We start from the raw sequence: 25941 nt of genomic DNA, 5'->3' as shown, positions 1-25941 counted from the left end.
CCTAAATAAAAAAAATGGTTTTATCCATCTGTTATTAAGGAAAAAATGAACCTTCTCGTAAATGTTTTGATAACCTAGGATGAAGAACTTTCATAACGTTTTACTACCTGTGATTATTGTGTTGAAACACGAATATAATAGTTGAATGTATCGATATCTAAATCTCCTATTTTTGCGATCTCAAGTGGTATTGTTGTGAAGGTCGAACCTACCTTGTATTGCTGTGATTTCTGCCCCTTTACTCCCAGGTGTATGGGCATCTGAAAGTTAGGTGTTTCAGCCATCCATCGGCAGGCTATTTGACCATTAGGCATTTGCTTTACTTCGAGTGTCGGTAATGTTTTATGCTGTACATACTGTGCAAAAATACTGTCAAAATTTATCCCTGTTTCCGCGTTTAAGAAAGTGACGATATCAGCGTAATCAACGGTCTGGTGATAGAATGTCTTGTTCATCTTGCGTAAGATACTCCGCCATTTGTCGTCGTCATCGATAATCGTACGGATCATATGGTGAAATACGCCCCCTTTGGGGTACATATCACCCGAACCCTCTTTGTTTACACCATAGGGACCCTGCATAGGACGGTCGTTACGTATTGCCTTGCGATTTCCATACACATACTCTTGACTGGCACGTTTGCCGTAGTGATAATCAATAAATAAGGCTTCCGAATAGTTTGTGTAGCTTTCGTGTATCCACATGTCTGCCAAGTCTCTAGAAGTAATATTATTGCCATACCACTCGTGTCCTGTTTCATGAACCACAATGAAATCCCATTTCAGACCCCATCCTGTACCAGATCCATCATTCCCTAAATATCCATTTTTGTATTTATTACCATAGGCGACGGCGCTTTGATGTTCCATGCCCAGGTGGGCGGTTTCGACGAGTTTATAACCATCTTCATAGAACGGATACGGGCCAAACCAATGTTCAAAAGCTTGGAGGGTTTCACGTGCATTTTTACGGAGGTGTTCGATTTTACCTTTATTTTCTTGCAATACGTAATAATCGAATGTTAACGGTCCTTTCTCTCCGTTGTATATTTCGCTGAAATGTGCGTAATCCCCGATATTAAGTGCCACATTATAGTTGTTTATTGGATTCACGACTTTCCAATGGTATTTGGTATAGTTATCGGGAAGTTGTTCTGTTTTGATGAGTCTGCCGTTCGATACGTTCATCAATCCCGTAGGAACTGCCACAGAAATAAGCATGCTGTCCACTTCATCAGATTGGTGGTCTTTGTTAGGCCACCATACGCTGGCACCTAATCCTTGGCAGGCGGTTGCGACCCAGGGCTTTCCGTTGCTATCCTTTTTCCAGTCGAAACCACCGTCCCACGGTGCTCGGGTTGCTGCAATTGGAGTTCCAGAATAATGGACCGTAAAAGAGTCGATTCGTCCCTTTTCGATTACCTGAGGGAAGTCCACGAAAACAGCATTATACGCGCGAGAAAACGGTAGTTCACGTCCGTGATAGGTGACCTTATCGACGGATAGATTTTCGAAAAGGTCGAACTGAAGTTTCTGGAAATCAGTGGTTGCTTTAAAGCGAAAAAGATTTGTTCCCGAAATTGATTTATTGGGTATATCTACCTTAACATCAAGGTGATAATACTGTATGTCATAGCACGTGCGTAAGGGCGTTAATGTGCCGCGAAGCGAGTCGGCTTTACTGAATATTTCTCTTGCATGTAAGAGCTGTGCATAACTAGTCTGTACGGCGCTAAAAAAAAGCACAGCACTAATAAATAAATACTTCATAAATACTTGGATGACCTTGGGCCGCTGTATCTGTAAACATATATAAATTTACTTTCATATGCAATTAAAATGCTTGCATACGAAAGTAAATTTCGTGCTACTAGTAGGTAAAACTTAAGCCTATCCCATATCCCATATCCGTATCATAGTGTGTTCGTATGCTCCATAGACGTGTCATGATGTAGCTGAAGTCCACCATGTACTCTTTGTCCGTGTTTACCATAAAGCCTGCTCGGAGTCTGTTTGATATGGGAATATCCTCCCGCATAAGTTGTAGACGTAGATTCCCATCGTGGTATACTTCAGCTTGGAATACAACGAGCATAGGTAGGGTATATGCGACCCCGGCTGTGAACATCGCTCTATTATCTTTGCTGTTCTTTTGCCCAAACATATTTTTTTCAACTTCATTGTGTCCCATGCGTCGGTATCGCCAGTCAAAACCAATAAAAGGCATCAACCATTGCATTTTTCCAATGTAACGTCCTAAATGAGTTTCCACTTCGTAACCATGTTTTTTGTTGTAACCCAATCCCCATTCAGATTGTAGTTGCCACCTTGCATTATGAAGCATGGCCATCCCATCATTACCATTGGATGCAAAGTCGTTTCGAAACATGAAATGTGGCATATTGCTTTCTCGCTGTAGCATTTTGTAAGCATGTTCTTTGTTGGGAAGACGTGGATTTGGAGGTTGATTTTCGGTGCTGAATACGCGATTCATGCCGGCCATCATGTGGTACATAATGTGGCAATGGAAAAACCAATCGCCATGTGTGTTGGCTGCAAATTCAATGGTGTCGGTTTCCATAGGCATAATATCCAGCACATTTTTTAAAGGGGCATAGTCGCCTTGGCCATTTATCACCCGGAAGTCGAAACCATGTAGGTGCATAGGGTGGCGCATCATGGAGTTGTTATAGAGCACAATGCGTAGGACTTCATCTTTTTTGATCAGTATTTTGTCTACTTCCGATAGGACGCGGTTGTCCATGCTCCATACGTATCGATTCATATTTCCTGTTAGCTCAAAGCGCAGCTGCCGAACGGGAGCGGCTGGGTCTAATGTTGTTTTGTGCGTGGCGCGTAGCATGCCGTAGTTCAAGGTCACCATATCTGTTGATGAAGTGCCATGTCCAGCATGTTCGTCGTGGCCATTAGTACTATTCGTTGCTGCGGTTTTCTCGTTGTTGTGCTGACTGTGGTCTTCTGCTTTCTTGGACTTTGTTTCTGGGCCAGATATTTCAGGGTACATCACCGTGTTCATGTCCATTTGCTGCAAGCTCATCTTCATGCCCATATCTTTCATGTCTCCATTCATCTTCATCATGTCGTTCATCATCTTCATCCCTTCAAAATACTTGAGTTTCGGTAGAGGAGCATGTAGCTGTTTTTTACCGGCACCAATATAGAGGGAAGCCGACTTGGTGCGATCTTCCGCAGTAGCAAGAAATTCGTAGGCTGTTCCCTCTTCGGGAATGGTGACAACGATGTCATAGGTTTCAGATACTGCAATGAGTAGGCGGTCTACCTCTACGGGTTCCACATCATTGCCGTCGTTCGCAACGACCGTTATCTTTCCGCCCGCATAGTTCAGCCAGAAGTAGCTGGAAGCACCGCCGTTCGAAATCTGTAAACGAACCTTGTCGCCCGCTTTGAATTGGGAAAGCTGTTCTTCTGAAGCGGCATTAATGAGGAACCGTTCATAATAAATATCACTCACATCCATCGCCAACATACGCTTCCATTCGTTGGTCACTTTGGTTTTGAAATGCCCTTTTTTGATGGCTTCCGCATAACTCTGTACACTTCCTTTTTTGATTGCAGGATAATCATTTGCATTGTGCAGCATGCGATGTACATTGTCGGGGTTCAAGTCTGTCCATTCGCTCAATACGATAGGAACACTCGGCAGATCATCGATCCCTTTCCGAAAGGTCGGATCGCCGGCGCGCTTTTTGAAAATTAAAGCACCATACATACCAATCTGTTCCTGCATGCCGGAGTGGCTATGGTACCAGTGCGTGCCATTTTGGATAACCGGAAATCGGTAGATGAAAGTTTCGCCAGGCGCGATTGGTTTTTGTGTTAACCAAGGTACGCCGTCCTCGGGATTCGGAAGGAAGACGCCATGCCAATGCAATGATGTTCCTTCTTTTAAGCGGTTATGCACGACAATCTCGGCAGTGTCGCCTTGTGTGAAAGTCAATGTGGGCATTGGAATCTGTCCATTTACGGCGACGGCTCGGCGTTCTTTGCCGGTAAAGTTAACGGTAGTGTCTGCGACATAGAGGTCGTAGCGCACCACTTTCTGGGCATGCAGTGTTAATACGCATGCCCAGAAAAATAGTGTTGCAATATATCTCATTAGCCTATTTCTTGGTGATCGTTTCTACTGTTGAGCCACAGGTTAACATTTTACTGCCGTAATACGGGTTTTTTATAGCTTGTTCTGTGCTCAACCAATTGGCTCCTTTTCCATTGGCATACATCGGACAATGTTGGTAGTAGATCGTGTTTCCAACACTTGTTTTTTGTAGGATAGGAAATAGTATATCTGACAGGAGGGCAAAAGTATCCCGTTGCTGACTGATGTTTTTAGCTTCAACAATTTTAGCGGTAAGTGCAGTGATATCTTTCTGCGTACGCATCCATAAGGTATGAGCATCATCAGAGAATTCGTCCATTTTCACAGATTGAAGGGCTTGAGCAAGATCTTTTGCCTTAGCGGTCGCTTGTTGCGTGTTGTCTGCAACCAAGGCATTTTTTATAGCAAAGTAGCTTGTGAGTACGTCTTCAAATGTGTTGCCTGATGTTGCTGTATGTTGATCGTGGTCTGTTGACGGACTATGCGTGGAACCGTGGTTTTGATGTGCGTCCTTCGCCATTACATTACGCTTAGGTTCCCGCTCGTATTTGCAACAACCAGGAAGTGCGTTATATACTTCATCAGGTGCTAGGAATGCTGCATTGTCGTAACCTACTAACGCTATTTTTTTTAAAATATCATTTTTATTGGTCTTTTTGTTGTCAAACGTAATGCTTGCGAGTTTGCTCGTACGGTCCCATTTGGTTGTGGATACATTGCCGCTTGAACCTGCCTTTTCGATCGTGTTTTTGCACATGTTGCATAGCCCTTCGACTTTAACTTCGATTGTTTCAGCATTTTTTATTTGTGCGAATGCACGACTGTTTGCGTGGATGGCCATAAAGGTCAACACCACATATATGATTGATTTCATTTTTCTATAGATTAAAATATAACACAATAAGGTAACTCATAAAACATACTAATTGTTTATGAGCCACTATAAATAGATTGTAAAATAGATTAAGCTATACGCGGAGGAATCCAAACGTTGTGGTTCAGATTTTGGTAAATAGGATATATATACAAAGGTAAATCTAGTCCACTTTTGCTTGTTGAATAGATCTGCAGTTCATACTGCATGTGCGCAAAAGTACTAACCACACTGTGGCACATATTGAAACAATGTTGCGGTGAACAGTCGTGGCTGTTATCAGTGTTGCTTTCTTCACCGTCGGCATGTTTATGATGATCACGTTGACAGCATTCTGCTGTACAGTTGCTAGTCTCTTTCTGGTGTTTTGTCGTCTGTTCCTGCTGATGGGGGGAGTTGTTCTGGTCACCACAAGCCATAGCTTGCTCCGGAAAGCTAAAGTAGCTAATCAAAATAAGCAATATGGTTATTATTCTCCCTGTCATTTGCGGTGCGATAACCAAAGTTAAGGTTTTATTCTTAAAACTTAAACTTTTCTAGGTTGGGTTTGTGTTTCTTGACTCTGTTTTGTTCTTCCTGATACAGGATCTGTCCTAAATTTTTCAGGAAAGGGTAAGTAACAGTTTCATAGCCATAGATTCCATCGTTGTAGATGCCATCGTCGTTGGATTGTATGACGACCGCCACCATGAATTCTATTCCTTTTTCGAAATCAACAATGTAAGCGTTATCAATATTGTACCCGTAAGAATCCCCGTATTTATTGAAACTACGAATCGTTGTAAAACCATCGATTCCTTTATCACGGCCAAAGTATACAAATTTGCTATAAGTGGGCCAAAACTCTTCCGGATTGTATTTCGGGAAATCTGTTTCTTGTGGCGAACGCGACATGTATTTGTAGAGGAAGGCGTAATCTTCTTTTTTGAGGTTGAAACGTTGTTTGATTGGAAATGCTTCTGGAAAAAGTAACTTTTTGAGAATCAGTTGTTGATCTGCCAGAGCATATACATTTAACCCTTCGAAGCTCCAAGGCTCGTGAATGAGGTTATCGTTGGCATCGGTATATCCGATGCCTTGCACTGTATTTTGAAGCCATGGCATGGGATAGTCATTTGCATCATATTGTGCAGGTTGACTGTAGATGTTTTTTTTGCCATTGTAAAAGGTAATGGGATTGGTGTGCTTGGCCCAGATACCTTTATCACCAATAGCTAGTCGATTAACAATTCGGCTGTGCTGTGTGCCGTGTTGTTTGAGTTTACGATTGATCTCTGCGCGGCCTACAAATTCGAATAATCTGTTATGTCCGTCATTGTCGGAGGTGAGCAGAACTTTTTTAATATAGTGTTCAATAGAAGGTAAACCATCTGCTGCCGTTGGATCCGTTAAGACCTTTGTTTGTTTCTCGTATGCCGAGTCTATACGTAGGGACGTTTCTTTCGTAAGCCCTTTGATATTCAGTTCGTTTATCTTTTCAAGGGCGAAGATTGCTGTAGGGAGTTTGACGGTACTCGCCGGATAAAAATACCACGTCGGGTCTAGGCGATAAGCAAAACTAGTAAAATGTGGTGTGTTATGCTGATCCCTGTCGATCCGTGTATAAAGAATCTGAACTTCATTTTTTTGCGGATGCGCCAATACATCACCGAATAAATCGGGATGTGCTTGGAGCAGGCTGTCCAAGTAGGTGTTATTCATCGTTTGGCCCTTAACGCCCACAGCGAAGAAGATAGAGAGGGATACGGTCGAAAGTATCTGCTTTATTGACGCTCCCATACTTCGAAAGTAAAATCATATGCATGTTTTTCATCCTTTGCATGTTGTTCCTGACTCGTCAATTTCCATTCTTCAGGGGATAGTTCCGGGAATACTGCATCTCCTTCGATTTCTGTATGTACGCGTGTTAAGAGAACCTTTTGCGCCATCGGCAGCGTCTGTTTATATAGGTTTGCACCACCGATAATAAATATTTCGCGTTCGTCACGGCAGTAGCTCAAAACTTCATCTAAGGAATTGGCTACATCGACTTCCTCAGCCAGCCAATCTTGGTTGTTTGTTAACACTATATTTCGGCGATCTGGCAATGCCTTACCAATAGAATCATAGGTCTTTCTGCCCATAATAATACTGTGGTCGAGTGTGTTCTTTTTAAAGTATTTAAAGTCATCAGGTAGATGCCAAACCATTTTGTTGTCTTTTCCGATGACATTATTAGTAGAAGCCGCTACGATAAGGGTTATCTTAAGATTACTCATTTTATATGTAATGTGTGCAGTAAAAAATTAAATAGCTACAGGCGCTTTAATATGTGGGTGGAATTCGTAGTCGAACAACTCAAAATCTTCGAATTTAAAGTCGAAAATATCGTTCACCGCAGGGTTTATTTTAAGCTTTGGCAAAGGCTTAGGGTCGCGGCTTAGCTGAAGCTCTGTTTGTTCAAAATGGTTGCTATAGATATGTGCATCACCAAAGGTATGGACAAAATCGGCTGCTTCCATATCGCATACTTGAGCAACCATCATCGTGAGAAGTGCGTATGAAGCGATATTGAAAGGGACACCCAAGAAAATATCAGCACTACGTTGATACAGTTGGCAAGATAACTGCGGTTTTAGTATGCCTTTTTCGGGCTGCGCTGGAGCGACATAAAACTGAAAGAAGGCGTGACATGGCGGAAGTGCCATATTTTCGATTTCAGCGACATTCCATGCGGAAACGATAATCCGTCTGGAGTCGGGTGTGTTTTTGAGCTGCTTAATAACTTGCGCGATCTGGTCGATATGGCGACCATCGGGTGTTGGCCAGGAGCGCCATTGCGAACCATAAACGGGACCTAGGTTTCCGTTTTCGTCGGCCCATTCATCCCAGATACTAACGCCATTGTCTTTAAGGTATTTGATGTTGGTGTCTCCTTTTAAGAACCAAATCAATTCGTGTAAGATCGAACGTAGGTGTAGCTTTTTGGTGGTAACCATGGGAAAGCCTTCCTTGAGGTTGAAACGCATCTGATAACCAAATACACTACGTGTTCCCGTCCCTGTCCGGTCTGTTTTGTCTACACCATTTTCGTATACGTGCTTTAGTAAATCTAAATATTGTTTCATGATTCTATTATTTTTTGCCTCCCTGTTCCGTGTCATCCAGAGCCTATGGGAGGAGGGTTATTCGATACGAAGATAGTACATTCTTTTAAAAGGTATGTCGCCCTAATGTTTATTTATACGCTGATCCAAGTTATTGTTTTGTTATTCAGTACTGACCTCGGTTTTCAAGTCGAATTGATGGGCTTTCGTCCGGTTTATCTTCGTTAACAATTGGAGCCTAAAGGCAGGTCAATAACAAACATGCAATCTGTTCCATGGTGTAATCGCCCTGGATGCGATAAAGAACCGGTGCCCAAGCACCTTCGCCTAGTTTTATAGTGCCATTTTCTATGACATATACAACCGGATTGCTTAAGAAGGTCCCTTCGCCAACGCGAATCTGATTGCCATCAACGGTGTAAATAACCTTGGAAAAGAAGCGTCCGTCCCCTTGCTTGATTTTACCTTTCTCTATCGTCAGGATAGGTTCTTTTCGGTTTTGCCAGCGATCGAGTTTGTACATCATGTTTTCCTCAAATTTGTAGATTGGCTCCCGGAAGGCGCTGCGCTCTTCCCGATAAACGAAACCTTGATCGAGGACCAGGAGCGGCTCCCGCATGGTTCTATTTTCTTCCGCATATATTCTGACCGGTTGTGGTACCTGTGGTTTGACTTGTGCCTGTACAAATAATGTACTCCATAGGGCAAGGATAGTGAGGGTTGTTTTCATTATAAATGGGATGTTAGCCTGTACAATATCTAAAAAATAAAGGACATATTACATCCTTTAAACAGGATTTACCGCATTATGTTCTGTCTCATGTTAATATCACAATTCTACATAGTCTTATATTCTAGGAGTTTTTATGTATTTTTGCAAAATTGTTATGAACAAAAAAGTTGCTTTTTATACTCTAGGATGTAAGCTGAATTTTTCAGAGACATCTTCTATAGGTCGATTGTTTAAGGATGCAGGCTACGAAACGACGCCGTTCAATAGCGCTGCAGATGTGTATGTTATTAATACCTGTTCGGTTACCGATCATGCGGATAAGAAGTGTCGCAAGGTGGTGAAGGAGGCGTTGAAGCATTCGCCAAATGCATATATCACTATCGTAGGTTGCTACGCGCAGCTAAAGCCACAAGAGATTGCGGAGATCCCTGGTGTTGATATGGTGCTTGGTGCGGCGGAAAAATTTAATATTATTGAGCACATCAACGATCTGACGAAGCATGAAAAAGCAGTTGTTCATAATGCACCGATTGATGAGACCAACCAGTTCGTATCTGCATATTCGATTGGCGACCGTACCCGTACTTTCTTGAAGGTGCAAGACGGATGTGATTATTCGTGTACGTTCTGCACAATCCCATTGGCACGTGGCGCTAGTCGTTCTGGAAAGATTGAAGATATTGTGCGTCAAGCGGAAGAGATTGCCGCATCCGGTGTAAAAGAGATTGTGTTGACGGGTGTTAATATTGGTGATTTTGGCATCCGCGACGGAAAGCGTCAAGATAAGTTTTTGGATTTGGTGAAAGCGTTAGATGAGGTGGATGGAATTGATCGTATACGTATCTCTTCCATTGAGCCTAATCTATTGGCAAATGAGATTATTGAGTTTGTGGCGCAATCGAAACGTTTTGTTCCGCATTTCCATATGCCATTGCAATCTGGGAATAATAAGGTCCTTGCAAAGATGCGCCGTCGTTACAAACGGGAGCTTTATGCGGAACGTGTAGCGAAGATCAAGAGTTTAATGCCGGATTGTTGTATAGGGGTCGATGTTATCGTTGGTTTCCCCGATGAATCGCGTGAAGATTTCTTGGATACCTATAATTTCTTGAATGAGTTGGATATCTCGTATCTACACGTATTCACTTATTCGGAACGTGAGAATACGATTGCTGCACAAATGGAAGGCGCGGTTCCTGGAGCACAGCGCAGTGACCGTAGCAAAATGCTCCATATCTTGTCGGAAAAGAAGAGACGTGCTTTCTACGAATCACAGCTGCTGAAGGAAGGTGAAGTGCTTTTTGAAGGGGATGTGAAAGATGGGTATATGCACGGCTTCTCGAAGAACTACGTGAAAGTACGTAGCCTATACGATCCACTATTGGTGAATGAAATTATTCCGGTCAAATTTACTTCGATTACGGAACACGGTGAAGTGGATATTGAAGAGATGGCTGTTGGTTTGTAAGGAACGCAGACTCGAACTATCGAGAGTCTAGCCACGGTGGATGGGCTTGTCACGGTGCGCCTGTGGAAGCATCATCCTTTTTTAGATTCAATATTACAACAACGGCTAAGATTAATGCAACTCCTACGAATTGCAATGGCGTAACAGCTTCGTGCAATACAAAAAAGGACATGCATACCGCTACGGGCAATTCCACGGAGCTAAGAATACTACCAAGGGAAACACCCGTTTTCGGCATACCGTATGCGAAAAGCACGGGAGGTAGTACCGTTCCAAAAATAGAAAGCAGCAGGCCGTATTGCCATAGATTGGAGAGGGTATCGATTTGAAGGACCGAGAAGGGGCGTAAAAGTGTAAAAACCAATATGCACGCGCCCGATACCATCAGTGCACTCTTATATAAAGGTGGGTAATCATTACCTACACGGCCATTAACAATAATAAAAACTGCATAGGCGGTAGCTGCCAAAAGGCCATAACCAATTCCCAAAAGACTGATCCCGTTAATATCGTGTTCAAATAAGCCCGTGGCTAAGAGTGTACTGGCTAGAATAACAATAATTCCCCATATATTACGCTTGCTGGGTTTAGCCTTAAAGACTAAAAACTCGATTAGTTGCCCGATCCAAATATATTGCATGAGTAAAACGATCGCGAGTGAGGCGGGCACCAGTTGTACACATTTGTAATAGAGAATACTTACAGCACCGGTGGAAATGCCACTAATCAACACTTTCCACTTTGATGTTTTTGACGGATATTTCGTGAAATATGACTTATTGAAGATAAGAATAATACCTAACAGAAGCCATAAAAAAAGCATACCAAAGAGTGCCTGAATGCCTGTTACTTCGCCGAGATTGAAACCTAATGCATACGATTTTTTGACAAAGGTGGATAAGATACCGAAACTCGCTGCACCCAAAAAAACTGCGATAACCCCTTTTGTTTTTTCCATGATAATATTTGGTGCAAGTTACAAAATCGCGATTAAACTTGATGAAAGGTTTTCTTTTGGTTAAGTTTGTTATATGTACTTTATCCGTCGAACCCCTTACTTAGCGCTGCTTAGCCTGTTTTTTATGGTTTTGCTTCTCAGCTCCTGTGGTAGTAAGCGAAAGGTTGCGCATGGAGGACGAGGTACGGGGCGACCAATAACAGAGGGACGTGGGACCGCTGTTCTGACCGATGCAAGTGATGCTCGTGGTAAAGTGCTCAATGCTTCAAAAATGGATAATTATGCGTCCTTGTTAGGTGTTGATGTGCGAGATTTGGACAATAAGCAGTTGTATCATTTTATTGATGACTGGATGGGTTGTCCACATCAGCTGGGAGGAACTCAAAAGTCGGGTGTTGACTGTTCTGCCTTTGTCAGTATACTTTTTCAGCAAGTTTATCGTAAAGATCTGCCGCGTACCTCACGCGATATGGGAGAGCAGGTAAAACGTAAATATGAACGTGAATTGAAGGAAGGTGATTTGATCTTCTTTTCATTCGGAGGGAAGACCATTGACCATGTTGGTGTTTATTTACGAAACAACAAATTTGTTCATGTATCGACCCGAAAAGGTGTGATTATCTCCAACATTAAGGACAGCTGGTATTATAAATATTTTGTCCGCGGCGGTTCGCCAAAAATCTAACATTCAGATTACATAAGCATCCGAAATGTGAAATTCAAGTGCTGTATTGTTTTCACATATTTGCGTATGTTTGCACATATTTTAATGTACTATGAGTAAAAGAACAAAAACCATCTTCCTCGGTTTGTGTATTATCGGGTCATTTTTTATTTACTGCGTGTTTTACTACTCAAACATGTTGAAGAATGCACCTTTCCGATTTTCTGATTTTGAATCTATTTCGATCCAATACGGCTTACGGGACTCCATGTTGAACACCTACAATACGGCGACGCAGGAGTATCAATACATCAATAAGAATAATCAGGTTGTTAAAGAACGATTGAAGTTGTCTGACGATGATTTACTGTTCTTGCACCGTAAGGCAATGGAAATGGGCTTTTGGAATGTAGATAATGATATGACGACCCCACGGCAAGATTCAACGGAAGGAGCTAAAGTACCTCGTTATGTGCTGGAGTTCAAATATAAAGAAAAAAGTAAGCGGGTGACATTAGATGCAGATTACCCAGGTAATCAAAAAATGAAGGATGCAGCCAAGACAACCATTGAGAAGGTGTTAGACCGGATCAATGTTGCTTACGCCAGGTAATATAAGAGGCTCGCAACAAATAAGAGTAAAAGAAAAATTTTGCTGTTATTTAATAAGCGCCTAATACTAACTTAATACGAGAACAGCACCTTTGTGTTAGAGTAATTTTTGTTCATAGTGTTATGGTTAATGTTAGGCCTGTTGTGAAATATGCCAAACCAAGAATTTGTTATTCATACAAACAAATGAGAAAAGGTTATCGTGTTAGGGATAACCTTTTTCTTTTTATCTAATTATCTAACGCTCTAATTTTCCAACTCCTCACCAACATATCATCCTGTCGAATTTGTAGACCGCTAAATAACATTCTATTTCTCTAATTCTTTAACCTTATTCATCACCCCGCGGAGATCATCGGATGCAGGTAATTCAAAAACCTCTAAGTGGAAAAACTTTATTGCTGCGAAGAGGTGGTCAAATATATCCGCCATTACATTCTCAAAAAAGGTCCATTCGGTACTTGTCGTAAACATATACAGTTCCAATGGTAATCCATGTTCATCGGGTGGTAGCTGTCGTACCATAAGCATGCGGTCTTGGTGGATATTAGGATTGTTTTGCGCATAACGGGTTATATATGCACGAAAAGTACCTACATTCGTTATCCGCCTTCCATTAACCATAACACGCGGATCGTTTTGCGTCTCTTCATTATAAGCTGCAATCTCTTGCTGCCGCTCCTCAATATAGTCCTTTAAAAGCTTGATTTTTTTTAATTCATTGATTTCTTCATCTGTTAAGTAACGAATCGAGGATATCTTGATACTGATTGCACGTTTGATACGTCTACCACCAAACTGTTGCATGCCTCGGTAATTCTTAAAGGAATCTGTTAAAAGTGTATGCGTGGGAATGGTCACAATTGTTTTGTCGAAGTTTTGAACTTTGACGTTGTTCAAGTTAATTTGAAGGACGGTGCCGTCCGCTCCATATTTTGTCATTTCGATCCAGTCTCCAACGCGAACTGAATCGTTTGCCGATACTTGTATGCTGGCTACAAAGCCGAGAATGGTATCTTTGAATACAAGCATAAAGATTGCCGATGCTGCTCCTAAAGAGATTAAGAACTCCCATGGAGAAGAGCCTGTTACAATCGAGAAAACGAATGTTAAGCCTATAAAAATAAGGAATATCTGTACGACTTGTAAATAACTGTCTAGGGGTTTATCTATGAAGGCGTTTTTCTCGCGTAGAATATCCCGCAGAGTTTTTAGAAAACCATTGATCAATCGATAAATAACAAAAACGATAAAAATTGTTACGGTTTTAAAAATGAAGGACGACCAAATAGGGGAGTCTATAAATACAACAGGTAAAAGCTGTTGTGCAATCATTAACGGAACAATATGGCTCAGATTATCGAGTACTTTGTGTTCTATCAATAAATCATCCCAAAGTGTTTTGGTGCGTTTTATGATATTCACAAAGAGCGATCTCAGGATCTTTCGAACGATAAAGTCAACGATCAGGAGTCCGACTGTAATAGCAATTAGGAGAAGGAAAGAGGTGACGAACTGAGCTATTCCACCATGAAGTCCCGTTTTTTCTACATAATCTAGTGCCCAATCAAAAATCTTACTGTTTCTTTTTGCATCTACTACGATAAAATCTTTGTCTTCCATGTCTTACAAACTTAGAAAAAGTTGTTCGGAATACCAATTTGTGGAAAAGTGGAATCGCTTTACACATAAAAAAAGAGACATTAAGTCTCTTTTTTTATGTGTTTTTTTCGTGCTTATGCTTAAACATAAAAGCAAACAAGATGGCTATTACTAAGGTGTAGCCGGCGAAGGCCAGCCAAATTTGATGCCAATCTTTTAGTAGGATACTGGTGTTAAATAGTCCGTTTTCCGCAATATTTACACCACGTTCCTGTACAAGCGATAAGAGTGTTGTATTGCTTGCTTCTGTATGCAGATAAGTAGCTAAAGATGATATGTCATGGAAAGAAAGTGTAAAATAATGATCAATCACCCATCCAGAAACCAAACTTCCCAGTACCGCACCAAATCCGTTCGTCATCATCATAAATAATCCTTGAGCAGAACTGCGGATATGGGAATTGGTCGAAGATTCTACAAAGAGAGACCCCGAGATATTGAAGAAATCAAACGCCATCCCATAAACAATACAGGAAAGAACAATCATCCATAATCCACCTGCCGGGTCGCCATAAGCAAAGAGCCCGAAACGTAATACCCACGCAAACATCGATATCAACATTACATTTTTTATACCAAAACGCTTTAAGAAGAACGGTATAGCAAGGATGAAGAGTGTTTCTGATATTTGTGAAATAGACATGATAATCGTGGAATATTTAATCACGAAAGAATCTACATATTTAGGATAGAACTTGAACTCATCCAAGAAAACATCGCCATAGGCATTGGTCAATTGTAATGCGCCACCCAGAAACATAGAGAAGACGAAGAACAAGGCCATTTTGTAGTTGCCAAAAAGCTTGAAGGCCTCCAAGCCAAAAGTTTCCATAAGTGTTCTGTTTTCTCCACCCGTATTTTTTGGGGGACACTTTGGTAGGGACAGCGCAAATAGACTTAGCGCTAAGGCTGCGCCACCAGCAATGTTGAATTGATGGCCTGTAGCTTTATTTCCCGTCAGGTTTACAAGCCACATGGCGGCAATAAAGCCGATGGTGCCCCAAACGCGAATCGGGGGGAAGGATTTTACTAAGTCGTAATTTCCCGAAGTAAGTGCGGTGTAAGAAATGGAATTGGATAGTGCTAACGTCGGCATGTAGAAACACATGGCCAGTAGCATAATGTAAAAAAACATCTGCGGGTCGTTGACCGTAGGCAGATAAAAGAGCGTTGCTGCGTACAAGAAGTGTAGGATACTGTATAGCTTTTCGGCATTAATCCATCGATCAGCGATAATACCCATTAAAGTAGGCATAAATAGGGAAGCAATTCCCATTGTCGCGAATATAGCACCAAATTGGGTTCCATCCCAGTGTTTGGTTCCAAACCAGTAATTCGCTATTGTAATTAACCAAGCTCCCCAAACAAAAAACTGGAAGAAACTCATGATGGTTAATCGTAGTTTAACGGACATATATGGGCTTATTATTTTAATTATGATTTTCTACGCTCGATTTCGTCGCGAATTTTTGCGGCAGCTTCGTACTGTTCGTTGTCGATAGCTTTATTGAGATCCGCTTCCAGCTGTTCGTCGCTAAGGTGTCCATATGTTGATTTTGGACTTTTTTCCTTTGGTTTGTCTGGAGCTGGAGTTGTGATATTTTCTTTTGCTGTTGGAGCGTCGATATTTTCTAAGAAGGCCAAGTCATTTGTTTCGATAACGATTCCTGAAGCATCCATAATAAAATCGTAGGTGAAAATAGGTGCTCCAAAACGTACCGCCAAGGCTACCGCATCGGAAGTCCGCGCATCGATTTCAATTGGTTTTGCACCATTTGAACATATTATTTTGGCAAAGAAGATACCATCAATAAGGTTGTATATCAATACCTCTTGAATGACGATGTTGAAATTATCGGCGAAAGTTTTAAACAAATCGTGTGTCAAAGGTCTGCTAGGTTGCATCTTTTCGATCTCGACAGCTATAGCTTGCGCCTCAAACCCGCCAATAATGATGGGTAACCTACGGTTTCCGCCAACTTCTCCGAGCACAAGGGCATAAGCGCCAGATTGCGTTTGGCTGTAGGATAATCCAACAATATCTAATTTGATTTTCTTCATTCTTAAAGCCTTACAGGAATACAAAGATGGGAATATTCAAGACAAAATAAAAATGGCTAGACGTAATTTAATGATGTCTAGCCATTTACTTTGTTTCAATGTATACGTTTAACTGTTTTTATACGCTTTGAAAGCTTCAATCAATTGTGGAATAACTTCAAAAGCATCACCTACAATACCGTAGTCGGCTACTTTGAAGAATGGTGCTTCGGGGTCTTTATTGATCACAACAATTGTTTTTGACGCGCTCACGCCTGCAAGATGCTGGATTGCCCCTGAGATACCTATAGCAATGTATAAATTAGGACTGACAGCAATTCCTGTTTGTCCCACGTGTTCAGAATGCGGGCGCCAACCGGCATCCGAAACGGGTTTTGAGCATGCTGTTGCGGCACCTAATATTTCGGCTAACTCTTCCACCATGCCCCAGTTTTCAGGGCCTTTTAAGCCCCGACCTGCCGATACAACAATTTCTGCTTCAGGAAGAGAAACTTTATCTGTTGCACGAACGATGTCTTTAATAACGGTCGATAAGTCTGATCCTGCTACATTCGGTTGAAAATTCTCAACGGATACAGAAACAGGATTTTCTTTGACCTCAAAGGCATTTGGACTTAATGAGATAACGCGTTTATCTGCCGATAGTTCTTCTGTCGCTATTGCTTTACTTGAGAATACCGTGCGTTTAATTTGCCATTTGTTACCGTCTACTGTCGGTAAAGCTGTTGCCGCTGCGCCTAAGGCCGCAGAAAGCTTAGCCGCGATGCGAGGCGCTAGGCCTTTACCTGAAAAGGTATTGGATAAGATAACGGTAGATGCGTTTTTACTTTTTGCCACCTCTGCAATTACAGATGCGTAAGCCTGGTTTACAAACTGACCCAGTTGGTCGGTATTAACCGTCACTACATTAGAAACACCATACGTTCCGATTTTATTCAATTCCGATTCCTCGACCTGACCAATACTCAAGGCAATAATGTCCTGTCCGGCTAGATCGGCAACCGCCTTTGCATAAGAGACTGCTTCAAAAGCAGATTTCTTAAAGGTACCTTCAACATTCTCTATATATACTAATACTGACATAAAATTTCTTCTTAAAGGGGTTAAATTACTTTCGCTTCGCTATGTAATAATTCTACGAGTTGAGCCACATTATCTTTGTCGATAAGTTTAACAGTGCTTCTTGGCGCTGGTGTTTCATAACTTTTAATAGCTGATAAGGAGGCCACTTCCACTGCCGGAATCACATTTAACGGTTTTGTTCGTGCCGTCATAATACCGCGCATATTCGGAATTTTCGCTTCTGCGACACCTTCCGCCGTTCCTACAACTAAAGGGAGGGACGTTGTTAAGATTTCTTTACCTCCTTCAATCTCCCGTTCGACTGTAGCTGAAGAGTCAGAAATATCTATTTTTTTTGCAATGGATACGGATGGAATAGAAAGGAGTTCTGCAACAAAAGCAGGTACTTGTGTTCCATTGTAATCGATAGACTCACGCCCTGTAAGGATCAAATCAAAATTTTGATCTTTAGCATAAGTTGCGATTTGATTGGCAACGAACCAAGCGTCGCGTGCCGGTGCATCGACACGAACAGCTTCATCGGCGCCTACAGCTAAAGCTTTACGGATCGTTGCTTCTGAGGAAGCATCGCCTACGTGTAGTACGGTAACCGTACCTTTTCCGCCTTCTGCTAATTCTACCGCTTTTGATAAAGCAATCTCATCGTATGGATTGATAATGAATTGAACACCCGCACTGTTAAAAGTGCTGTTATTATCACTAAAAGTGATTTTAGACGTTGTGTCGGGCACATTGCTTATACAAACTAATATCTTCATATATCCTAATTTTGTGGAGCCTCAATCGGCTCGGTTTACTATCTAATGGTTGTTAAATGTTCGTATTATAACAAACCTATCATTTTTTTTGACTATTTACAAGATGTTAAAGCGGCTTGAATGGGCTAATGTATTGTATCTTTTTTTGCCAATTTGTTATTATTTATTCCACTTCGTTAATAAAACTGTTGTTAGGGCTATATTGTTTTATTTTTTATTGATGAAATGTTAAAAAAAAAGTGTGTTTTCAGAAAGGTCAACGAAGTGTCATTTTTCTATGCTAGCATAGTATTTTAATATATGTTAAAGCTCGAGTGGTAAAACCGAAGTTAGTGATTTAAAAATATTTTGCTTCTTCGAATTAATACAATGAGGGTTTGCTTGTTTGAGGTTAAGTAGGGTGGCTGTATTAACAAAACAAAATGATTATTTTTGAGGGATCAAGAGTAGATAAATTCAAGTATTGTAATATGTCAAATAGAATCGAGGAGTTAACTGTTTTTTTACAAGAGAGCCCGAAGGATCCATTTTTAAAATATGCATTGACGATGGAATATCGTAAAATGGGTGATGTTGTAAAAACACGAGCTGGGTTTGAGGAATTGGTGCGTGACCACGCTGATTATGTAGGGACGTATTATCACTATGCTAAGTTCTTAGAAGAGCAACAAGAAAAAGAGGAGGCACTCCTCATTTACCAAAAGGGTATGGAGATCGCACAACAAAAAAGAAATCGCCATGCCTATGGTGAGTTGTTAGGTGCGTATAACTTGGCTTTGGGTGTGTCGGAAGACGACGACTGGGACGATTAATCCACGTATCGGCTATCCTGCGTTTTTATCTTGCTCCTTCCATTGCTTAGCGAAAGATTTATCGGCTAGTTTTGGAAGGTCTCGATGTTCTCCCCAAGACTTTTTAAAGAAATTCCGAAGGAAGAAGTTTTTGAATTTGCCGCCAAAGAAGTCGATTAACTTTCGGCGTTGAATGGCATAGGTAAACCCTTTCCACGCTCTTTTTTCTGCGGTCGTTGTCAGGTTTTGTTCGACAGCATCCCGACGATTTAAAAGGAGCATTTTCTGAATGTCGATACCGACGGGACAAACTTCAGTGCATTTTCCGCAAAGTGAAGAAGCATAGCTAAGGTGCTTAAATGACTTCATGCCGTGCAAGTGTGGAGAAATTAACGAACCTATTGGACCTTGGTAGGTTGTTTCATAGGTATGCCCACCAATATTTTGATAGATTGGACATACATTTAAACAGGCTCCGCAACGGATGCAATAGAGACCCTGGCGCTGTTCTTTTTCTGCCAAGAGATTGGTTCGTCCATTATCCAGCAGGATAACATACATTTCTTCTGGACCGTCTGTCTCTCTCGATTGACGTGGTCCACTTAGTATGGTGTTGTATACGGTTAGATTTTGACCTGTTCCATGTGAAGCAAGCAACGGCCAAAAGAGATCCAGGTCGTGCATACTTGGAATTATTTTCTCTATCCCAACGACTGCAATGTGTACTTTTGGGAAGGTCGTTGTCAAGCGTGCATTGCCCTCATTTTCGGTGATGGCTATGCTTCCTGTATCCGCTATAATAAAATTTGCGCCCGAGATTCCGATATCAGCTTGGGTATATTTTTCTCGGAGTAGTTCCCGTGCTTTTTGTGTGAGCTGTTCAGCGGTTGCATCTAATGGCGTTTCAAACTTCTCGTGGAATAATTTAGCGATATCTTCGAGGCTGAGGTGCATGGCCGGCGTCACAAAATGATACGGCTTTTGTCCTAACAACTGGATGATAAATTCCCCCAAGTCGCTCTCGACGGCTTCGATACCTAGCTTTTCTAAGAAGTGGTTGAGCTCGATTTCTTCAGTGGCCATAGATTTAGACTTCACGATAAGTTTAGCCTCGTGCTGCTCAACGATTTTTTGGATTTCCTCTTGTGCCTCTTTTGCATCGTTCGCCCAAATGACATGCCCACCCCGCCGGGTGAAGTTCGATTCGAAATCTAGGAGGTAGCGATCCATGTTTTCAATGGATTTCCACTTGATGATATTAGCTTTTATTTTGGCGTTAGGCAGATCAAAAAACTTATCCTTAGCATTTTCAAAAGCATGGGTGTATTTATCAATATTGGTATTGATAATATCGCGATGACGTTGGTCAAAGGCTTTTTCTGTACTATCTTTTAGAAATTTGTCTGCGATTTTTTGCGCCATAGAACAAAACTACTGCTTTTTTCTGAATTGTAGGACCTCCTGTTTGCTGCAACAAGCTTTTTCTTTGAAATCTCGGCCCTTATGTTGTAAACTGATCTTACAGCAAAAAAAGGCGGCAGCCTTCTTTAATTCGAAAACTGCCGCATTCTGGTACAGGTAGGTATGCCGGTACTAATATAGTTTCGTACTTTATTTAGCTTTTATATTAAGCGCTAAGCTCAGTTCATCTAGTTGCGCTGGAGCTACGGTCGCTGGCGCATCAATCATGACATCTCTTCCGGAGTTGTTTTTCGGGAATGCAATAACATCACGGATAGTATCTAGTCCGGCAAAGATGGAGACCAGACGATCGAAACCGAAAGCTAGACCGCCATGTGGTGGCGCACCGTATGTAAATGCTTCCATCAAGAAGCCGAATTGTTTTTGAGCTTCTTCTGGTGTAAAGCCTAAGTGCTTAAACATCAGTGATTGTAACTCACGGTCGTGTATCCGGATTGAACCTCCTCCAATTTCGACACCATTAATGACTAAATCGTATGCATTGGCACGCACTTCGCCCGGAGCACTATCCAAAAGTGCGATATCTTCTGGTTTCGGGGAGGTGAATGGGTGGTGCATAGCGTGGTAACGTTCTGTATCTTCATCCCACTCTAGCAGTGGGAAGTCGATTACCCACAGTGGAGAGAATTTGTTTTTATCACGTAAACCGAGTTGTTGTCCCACTTCAAGACGAAGTTCGTTCAGTTGTTTGCGCACTTTATCTTTAGGGCCTGCCATGATCAGGAATAAGTCACCTGCTTCTCCATCAAATGCTGCTGACCATGCTTGTAAATCTTCAGGCGAATAGAATTTATCAACCGACGATTTAATAGTTCCATCTTCGTTGTAACGTGCATAGACAAGGCCTGTTGCACCAATCTGTGGGCGTTTCACAAAATCAGTCAATGCATCCAATTGCTTGCGTGTATAGTGTGCGCAACCTTTGGCATTGATACCGACAACAAGTTCTGCCGCATCAAATACAGGGAACCCTTTGTCTTTTGTTATATCGTTTAGTTCAACGAACTGCATCCCAAAGCGGGTATCGGGTTTGTCGGAACCATAAAGACGCATAGCTTCGGCATAGGTCATTCGTGGTACGGTACCCAGATCAATGCCTTTTACGTGTTGGAAGAGGTGTTTTGTAAGCCCCTCGAACATGTTTAGGATATCTTCTTGCTCTACGAAAGCCATCTCACAGTCGATCTGTGTAAATTCCGGCTGACGGTCGGCACGTAAATCTTCATCACGGAAACATTTTACAATTTGAAAGTAGCGGTCGAAACCGGAAACCATCAACAGTTGTTTAAATGTTTGAGGCGATTGTGGAAGGGCGTAGAATTCACCGGGGTTCATACGGGAAGGTACAACAAAGTCGCGCGCCCCTTCGGGTGTCGATTTGATGAGTACGGGCGTTTCTACTTCCAAAAAGTCTTCGCTATCAAGGTAACGACGGATTTCCTGCGCCATTTTGTGGCGTAGGATTAGATTCTGACGGACAGGGTTACGACGCAGGTCGAGGTAACGAAACTTCATTCGGATATCATCTCCTCCATCTGTTTCATCCTCAATGGTGAAAGGAGGTAGTTTCGCCGCGTTTAGGATCTCTAAGTCGGCTACTTTGATTTCGATTTCTCCGGTCGGGATTTTGCTATTCTTACTGGAGCGTTCGATTACTGTTCCAGTAACTTTAATAACATATTCACGACCTAGTTCGCGAGCACGTGCACGTAATGTTTCGTCATCATCAGTGTTAAAAGTCAATTGTGTAATACCATAACGGTCACGTACATCAATGAAGGTCATGCCTCCCAGGTCACGTGATTTCTGTACCCAACCACTCAAGGTTACTGATTTTCCAAGATCGGCTAATGTTAACTCGCCGCAGGTATGTGTTCTGTGCATTATATACTGATTTTAAAACCGTACAAAAATATCGGTTTTTTAGGAGAATAAAGAAAGTTTGACACCTTCTATTGCAGATATCGCTGTAGCGTTTATATTTGTCTCACCGTTAAGGTACTGATTCATTAATCATTATTTATGTCGCATCGTTTTTTTGGTTTGTTCATCATATTTATATGTTTGAACTTTTCATGCTCAAGAGAAGAGCACAGCTTTTATGCGGAGGATGTTCCGACTGTTGGAAGGGGCGGGGAGTATGCAGATAACTTGAACTATCTGACTGATATTGGAAATATTAATATCAATGTCATTGCTAATGCAAATTATAAGGGCGAGACTAATCATGCCTTTTTAAAAAATATATCGGGTACAAATCACAGTTATTGTCACCCTGATGTTTTGTATTTCCCGGATGGCTTTCGTGGGTATCGCTACTGGATGGTATTTACCCCCTATTTTGGAGCCGTTGGTACGAGTCAAGATGCAAAGAGGTATGAAAACCCAACTTTGGTCGTGTCAAATGATGGGTTGAATTGGATAAGTCCGGTTGGAATAAAGAGCCCACTCCAGGAAACGCCGAGCTTAAAAGAGAGTTTTATTGATCAAAAAACTGAGCCAAAGCAAGGGTTTTGGTCTGACGTAGACTGGGTTTATGCTAATAATAAGTTTAGTTTATATTCCCGTGCCAGTTTTGTTACAGCCGAAGGCTTAAAGCGAAGAGGAGCAAAGAGTCTTAATAACAAAGAAAAATTGGTAAAAAATGCACAACGAACTATTGTAAGGCAAGTTTCTGTCGATGGAATAAATTGGAAACCTTTAGACGTTGCTTTCACAAGCAACTCTCCATATACGCCAAAGAATAATCATCTTTTGTCTCCCAGCTTTATTCATGATGGTTCTGAGTTTAAAAGTTATGAAATTGAACTAAACACAGGTGCGAAAAATTTTAAAGGAAAGGATAAATCTTTTGTTATTCAACGTACATCGGCAGATGGGCTTAATTTTACACCTTTTAATCGCAGTAAGATTGTTAATTTTTTGAGCAAGCCATGGGAGCAAGTCGATGCGAAATACTCTCCTTGGCATATTCATGCGGAGTATGTTGACGGATTTTATTTTTTATGTTTGGCGGTAGGTGATGTCACGCGATATAATTGTGAAGCGTTGTATGTGGCGTATTCCAAAGATGGTGTTAATTTTCAGGTGTTTCCAAGGCCACTGGTGGAGCGTAACGCTTACCGATCCGCCCTCTTTAAAATGAAGTCAGACGAAAATGTAATAAATTTTGGTGCCGTTATTGGTTTGAAAAGTGGGGAGTTTAAATATCGTGAGTTTATGCTCAGCAAGGCTAAGCTTTCAAAGTCATTGGAGTAACTAAAAATGGAAGTCCTTCAATCAATTTCCTTACCTTCGAGTAAATGAATGTACCTCATCAAATATTTGTTTCCGTCATTGTTCCTATTTATAATATAGAAAGATACATTGAGGAAGCGATTCAAAGTATTTTGAGTCAGACACTAGAAAATATTGAAGTAATTCTGGTGAATGATGGTAGTAACGACAATTCTGAAATAATCTGCCAGCAATATGCTGCTGCGCATTCAAATATTACTTATCTGTATCAAAGCAATGGTGGAGTCTCTGTGGCTCGAAACAATGGTTTTTTACGAGCTAAAGGAGACTATGTTTTTTTTATGGATGCAGATGATACAATTGAACCGGGTTTTCTTACTTCTTGTTACCAAGTCGCGATAGATAGTGGTGCGGATATTGTGATTGTTGGTGCGGATTTCGTTCACGCACATCCCTATACGGCAGCACTCCCTACCTGCGCTCAGTTTTTAAAACGATCATTCTTGAATGAGTATCCTGATATTCGTTTTCCTGAAGGGATACAACCTTGCGAAGATGGCTTACTATCTCATCGTTTGCTTGCAGTAACAAAGAAAGTTACGGTTCATCCAGAGGCGCAGTATTTTTATAGACAGCATGATAGCCAAAATCATATACGGATTAATGAACATAGTTGGGCTGTACTTAAACAGATACCGAAATGGTTTGAGATTTTAACTGCATTTTACGATAAATACGATTTATGGGATTCACATGTAGAACATCTCTTACTCTTTTTGGAGCACGAGCCTTTTAATATTAGATATTTTGAATTACCCTTAGATGAGGAGCAAAAAACTTATCTGTTTAATTTGATACATGATTTTGAAAAAAAGCATAGAATTTTAGGTAAATGTGATTCGAAGAAACTACCCATAACGACACCTTTTAGATTTTTTCTCAAAGCGAAGAATTCGCGTGAATTTGATGATTTCTATAATCGTTTCAAAAAACGAAGAGCGATAAAGCGAAAGATCCTTCTTTTTCTAAGTAAGTTGATTCCTGTTGCAGGTAAGCGTCGTGAATTTAGGACCAAGATTAGAAAAACATATCAACGATGAAAATAGTTCTCGTACAACATAAGGATTTTATTAATGGCTCAGGAGGAGCGGAGAAAATGTGTTGTTTTCTGGCTAACGGATTTCATGATATGGGATATACTGTTGAAATTGCTACTAATGAAGATATTATTGGTGCTCCCATGTTTCCGCTAAATAAAGGAGTCACTGTTACGAATATCTTTGATGCAGCGATTGAACAAGTCCGGTTAGAGCCGTTAATTAATTATGCAGGTAAAAACCCATGGAAATGGTTGTTGAGTAAGATAAGGAAGAAGCGTGCTAAGCTCATTAATAAGCGTATACGTCGGGCGTATGACGATAAGATATATGAGTTCAATCTCAAACAACGTGCATTGGTATGGAATAGATATTTTGAACGGGTTAAACCAGCGTTGGTTGTGACGATGTCGTTGGAGTCTGTGCTCGAGATTACTTATCTGAATAGCTGTGCTTTTCCTATAGTAAATTCTGTGAACGGTCGCCCAGATTATGATTACGCGTCTCCATTTTGGAATCGGGATACACAAGAAGCATCTCTTTTGAAAGCGGCATACACTAAATTAGCAGGTGTTCAAGTCTTATTTGCGAGCTACGAAGAGTTTATACCTACTATATTTAAAGGCAAATGTTTTGTAATTCCGAATCCTGTTCCGCAACCTATTGACAATGCAGTTGTCAATCATTTTAAAGATAAAGATAGATATACAATCGTAAATATTGGACGATTAGATAATGCAGGTAAACAGCAGTCTCTCGCCATCGAGGTCTTTGCACAAATAGCGGATAGCTATCTTGATTGGGATCTGGTACTTTGGGGAATTGGAGCTGATCGAAAAATGTTACAAAGTCTAATCGAAGAGCGGGGAATGGAAAAAAGAATTTTTCTAAAAGGTTTTACAGAGAACCCATTAGATAAGTTAAAAGAGTCAGATGTTTTTGTGTTTCCAAGTAAGTATGAAGGCTTTCCATTAGCCTTAACGGAGGCGATGTCCGTCGGTTTGCCAGTATTGGGTTTACGGTCTTGTTCTGGTGTAAATGAGCTTATCAATCATGAGGTCAATGGTTACCTGGTGGAGGGGAAAGAAGATCTACAGACATATCTCGTTAAACTTATTGAATCGCCTTCTCTTCGCCAGGAATTAGGTCAATCTGGCAAGAAATCTATGGGGTGCTATGCGCCAGCGCTAGTATTGCAAAGATGGAGTGAGCTGCTAACTCGTATTACAAATTAATTC

The 25941-nt window shown here is 41.3% G+C and carries 23 protein-coding genes; 7 read left to right on the top strand and 16 right to left on the bottom strand.

All coding sequences use genetic code 11. The features are described from left to right. Nucleotides 1–113: 113 nt before the first annotated feature. The 8 genes from B9Y69_RS17355 to B9Y69_RS17320 form a co-directional block, all read right to left on the bottom strand. Nucleotides 114–1769 (bottom strand): M1 family metallopeptidase, encoded by a 1656-nt coding sequence (locus B9Y69_RS17355; protein WP_085474260.1) that lies wholly within the window; start codon nucleotides 1767–1769, stop codon nucleotides 114–116. A gap of 100 nt (nucleotides 1770–1869) precedes the next feature. Next, complete coding sequence (locus B9Y69_RS17350) at nucleotides 1870–4137, bottom strand: multicopper oxidase domain-containing protein (RefSeq protein WP_085474259.1); 2268 nt, start codon at nucleotides 4135–4137, stop codon at nucleotides 1870–1872. Nucleotides 4138–4141: 4 nt separating this feature from the next. After that, a complete protein-coding gene (locus B9Y69_RS17345) occupies nucleotides 4142–5011 on the bottom strand; it encodes a DUF3347 domain-containing protein (protein ID WP_085474258.1) in 870 nt (289 codons plus the stop codon). An 89-nt stretch (nucleotides 5012–5100) separates the two neighbouring features. After that, complete coding sequence (locus tag B9Y69_RS17340) at nucleotides 5101–5496, bottom strand: hypothetical protein (protein WP_085474257.1); 396 nt, start codon at nucleotides 5494–5496, stop codon at nucleotides 5101–5103. Nucleotides 5497–5530: 34 nt separating this feature from the next. Then, the gene (locus B9Y69_RS17335) at nucleotides 5531–6790 is read right to left on the bottom strand and encodes a serine hydrolase (protein WP_085474256.1); all 1260 of its coding nucleotides are present in this window, start codon (nucleotides 6788–6790) and stop codon (nucleotides 5531–5533) included. Next, the gene (locus B9Y69_RS17330; RefSeq protein ID WP_085474255.1) at nucleotides 6775–7269 is read right to left on the bottom strand and encodes a dihydrofolate reductase; all 495 of its coding nucleotides are present in this window, start codon (nucleotides 7267–7269) and stop codon (nucleotides 6775–6777) included. The genes B9Y69_RS17335 and B9Y69_RS17330 overlap by 16 nt, the downstream gene beginning before the upstream one ends. A 27-nt stretch (nucleotides 7270–7296) precedes the next feature. Further along, complete coding sequence (locus B9Y69_RS17325; protein WP_085474441.1) at nucleotides 7297–8118, bottom strand: thymidylate synthase; 822 nt, start codon at nucleotides 8116–8118, stop codon at nucleotides 7297–7299. Between the two features lie 217 nt (nucleotides 8119–8335). After that, a complete protein-coding gene (locus tag B9Y69_RS17320; protein ID WP_085474254.1) occupies nucleotides 8336–8827 on the bottom strand; it encodes a hypothetical protein in 492 nt (163 codons plus the stop codon). A 157-nt stretch (nucleotides 8828–8984) separates the two neighbouring features. On the opposite strand from B9Y69_RS17320, the gene mtaB reads away from it, so the two are divergent. Beyond that, entirely contained in the window at nucleotides 8985–10298 is a 1314-nt protein-coding gene (gene mtaB, locus B9Y69_RS17315) for a tRNA (N(6)-L-threonylcarbamoyladenosine(37)-C(2))-methylthiotransferase MtaB (RefSeq protein ID WP_200811828.1), read from the top strand. Between the two features lie 49 nt (nucleotides 10299–10347). Here mtaB and B9Y69_RS17310 read toward each other — a convergent pair whose 3' ends face one another. Continuing rightward, the gene (locus tag B9Y69_RS17310) at nucleotides 10348–11256 is read right to left on the bottom strand and encodes an EamA family transporter (RefSeq protein WP_085474252.1); all 909 of its coding nucleotides are present in this window, start codon (nucleotides 11254–11256) and stop codon (nucleotides 10348–10350) included. Nucleotides 11257–11380: 124 nt separating this feature from the next. On the opposite strand from B9Y69_RS17310, the gene B9Y69_RS17305 reads away from it, so the two are divergent. Together B9Y69_RS17305 and B9Y69_RS17300 are read left to right on the top strand one after the other, a co-directional pair. Further along, nucleotides 11381–11941, top strand: a complete 561-nt coding sequence (locus tag B9Y69_RS17305) for a C40 family peptidase (RefSeq protein ID WP_085474440.1) — start codon at nucleotides 11381–11383, stop codon at nucleotides 11939–11941. Nucleotides 11942–12116: 175 nt separating this feature from the next. Beyond that, on the top strand, nucleotides 12117–12533 hold the full coding sequence (locus B9Y69_RS17300) for a hypothetical protein (protein WP_085474251.1): 417 nt from the start codon (nucleotides 12117–12119) through the stop codon (nucleotides 12531–12533). Nucleotides 12534–12841: 308 nt separating this feature from the next. Here B9Y69_RS17300 and B9Y69_RS17295 read toward each other — a convergent pair whose 3' ends face one another. From B9Y69_RS17295 to B9Y69_RS17275, 5 genes are all read right to left on the bottom strand, one after another. After that, nucleotides 12842–14155: a mechanosensitive ion channel family protein gene (locus B9Y69_RS17295; RefSeq protein ID WP_085474250.1), complete on the bottom strand. Its 1314-nt coding sequence runs from the start codon at nucleotides 14153–14155 to the stop codon at nucleotides 12842–12844. 94 nt (nucleotides 14156–14249) lie between these two features. Continuing rightward, on the bottom strand, nucleotides 14250–15608 hold the full coding sequence (locus B9Y69_RS17290; RefSeq protein ID WP_085474249.1) for a nucleoside permease: 1359 nt from the start codon (nucleotides 15606–15608) through the stop codon (nucleotides 14250–14252). Between the two features lie 20 nt (nucleotides 15609–15628). After that, nucleotides 15629–16255 carry a bifunctional nuclease family protein gene (locus B9Y69_RS17285; protein WP_085474248.1) on the bottom strand — a complete coding sequence of 209 codons (627 nt, stop codon included), beginning with the start codon at nucleotides 16253–16255 and terminating at the stop codon, nucleotides 15629–15631. Nucleotides 16256–16363: 108 nt separating this feature from the next. Further along, complete coding sequence (locus B9Y69_RS17280) at nucleotides 16364–17338, bottom strand: electron transfer flavoprotein subunit alpha/FixB family protein (RefSeq protein WP_085474247.1); 975 nt, start codon at nucleotides 17336–17338, stop codon at nucleotides 16364–16366. Nucleotides 17339–17358: 20 nt separating this feature from the next. After that, nucleotides 17359–18096 (bottom strand): electron transfer flavoprotein subunit beta/FixA family protein, encoded by a 738-nt coding sequence (locus B9Y69_RS17275; RefSeq protein ID WP_085474246.1) that lies wholly within the window; start codon nucleotides 18094–18096, stop codon nucleotides 17359–17361. 470 nt (nucleotides 18097–18566) lie between these two features. Between B9Y69_RS17275 and B9Y69_RS17270 the strand changes: the two genes are divergently transcribed. Further along, nucleotides 18567–18908: a tetratricopeptide repeat protein gene (locus B9Y69_RS17270; protein WP_085474439.1), complete on the top strand. Its 342-nt coding sequence runs from the start codon at nucleotides 18567–18569 to the stop codon at nucleotides 18906–18908. Between the two features lie 12 nt (nucleotides 18909–18920). On the opposite strand, the gene B9Y69_RS17265 is transcribed toward B9Y69_RS17270, so the two are convergent. Both B9Y69_RS17265 and aspS read right to left on the bottom strand, forming a co-directional pair. Next, nucleotides 18921–20309 carry a LutB/LldF family L-lactate oxidation iron-sulfur protein gene (locus B9Y69_RS17265; protein WP_085474245.1) on the bottom strand — a complete coding sequence of 463 codons (1389 nt, stop codon included), beginning with the start codon at nucleotides 20307–20309 and terminating at the stop codon, nucleotides 18921–18923. Nucleotides 20310–20498: 189 nt separating this feature from the next. Beyond that, complete coding sequence (gene aspS / locus B9Y69_RS17260) at nucleotides 20499–22253, bottom strand: aspartate--tRNA ligase (protein ID WP_085474244.1); 1755 nt, start codon at nucleotides 22251–22253, stop codon at nucleotides 20499–20501. Nucleotides 22254–22391: 138 nt separating this feature from the next. Here aspS and B9Y69_RS17255 point away from each other — a divergent pair, with 138 nt between their 5' ends. Genes B9Y69_RS17255 through B9Y69_RS17245 form a run of 3 tightly spaced genes read left to right on the top strand, consistent with a single transcriptional unit; the run spans nucleotide 22392 to nucleotide 25938 of the window. Further along, the gene (locus tag B9Y69_RS17255; RefSeq protein WP_085474243.1) at nucleotides 22392–23627 is read left to right on the top strand and encodes a hypothetical protein; all 1236 of its coding nucleotides are present in this window, start codon (nucleotides 22392–22394) and stop codon (nucleotides 23625–23627) included. Between the two features lie 44 nt (nucleotides 23628–23671). Beyond that, nucleotides 23672–24706, top strand: a complete 1035-nt coding sequence (locus B9Y69_RS17250; protein ID WP_085474242.1) for a glycosyltransferase family 2 protein — start codon at nucleotides 23672–23674, stop codon at nucleotides 24704–24706. Continuing rightward, nucleotides 24703–25938, top strand: coding sequence for a glycosyltransferase (locus tag B9Y69_RS17245; protein ID WP_085474241.1), 1236 nt, complete (start codon nucleotides 24703–24705; stop codon nucleotides 25936–25938). Before B9Y69_RS17250 ends, B9Y69_RS17245 begins: the two co-directional genes overlap by 4 nt. Nucleotides 25939–25941 lie beyond the last annotated feature (3 nt).

Origin of the sequence: Sphingobacterium psychroaquaticum (assembly GCF_900177625.1) — a bacterium.
GTDB lineage: Bacteria > Bacteroidota > Bacteroidia > Sphingobacteriales > Sphingobacteriaceae > Sphingobacterium > Sphingobacterium psychroaquaticum.
The sequence above is the reverse complement of the archived record's forward strand: the minus strand, read 5'-3'. Positions and strand labels throughout refer to the sequence as shown.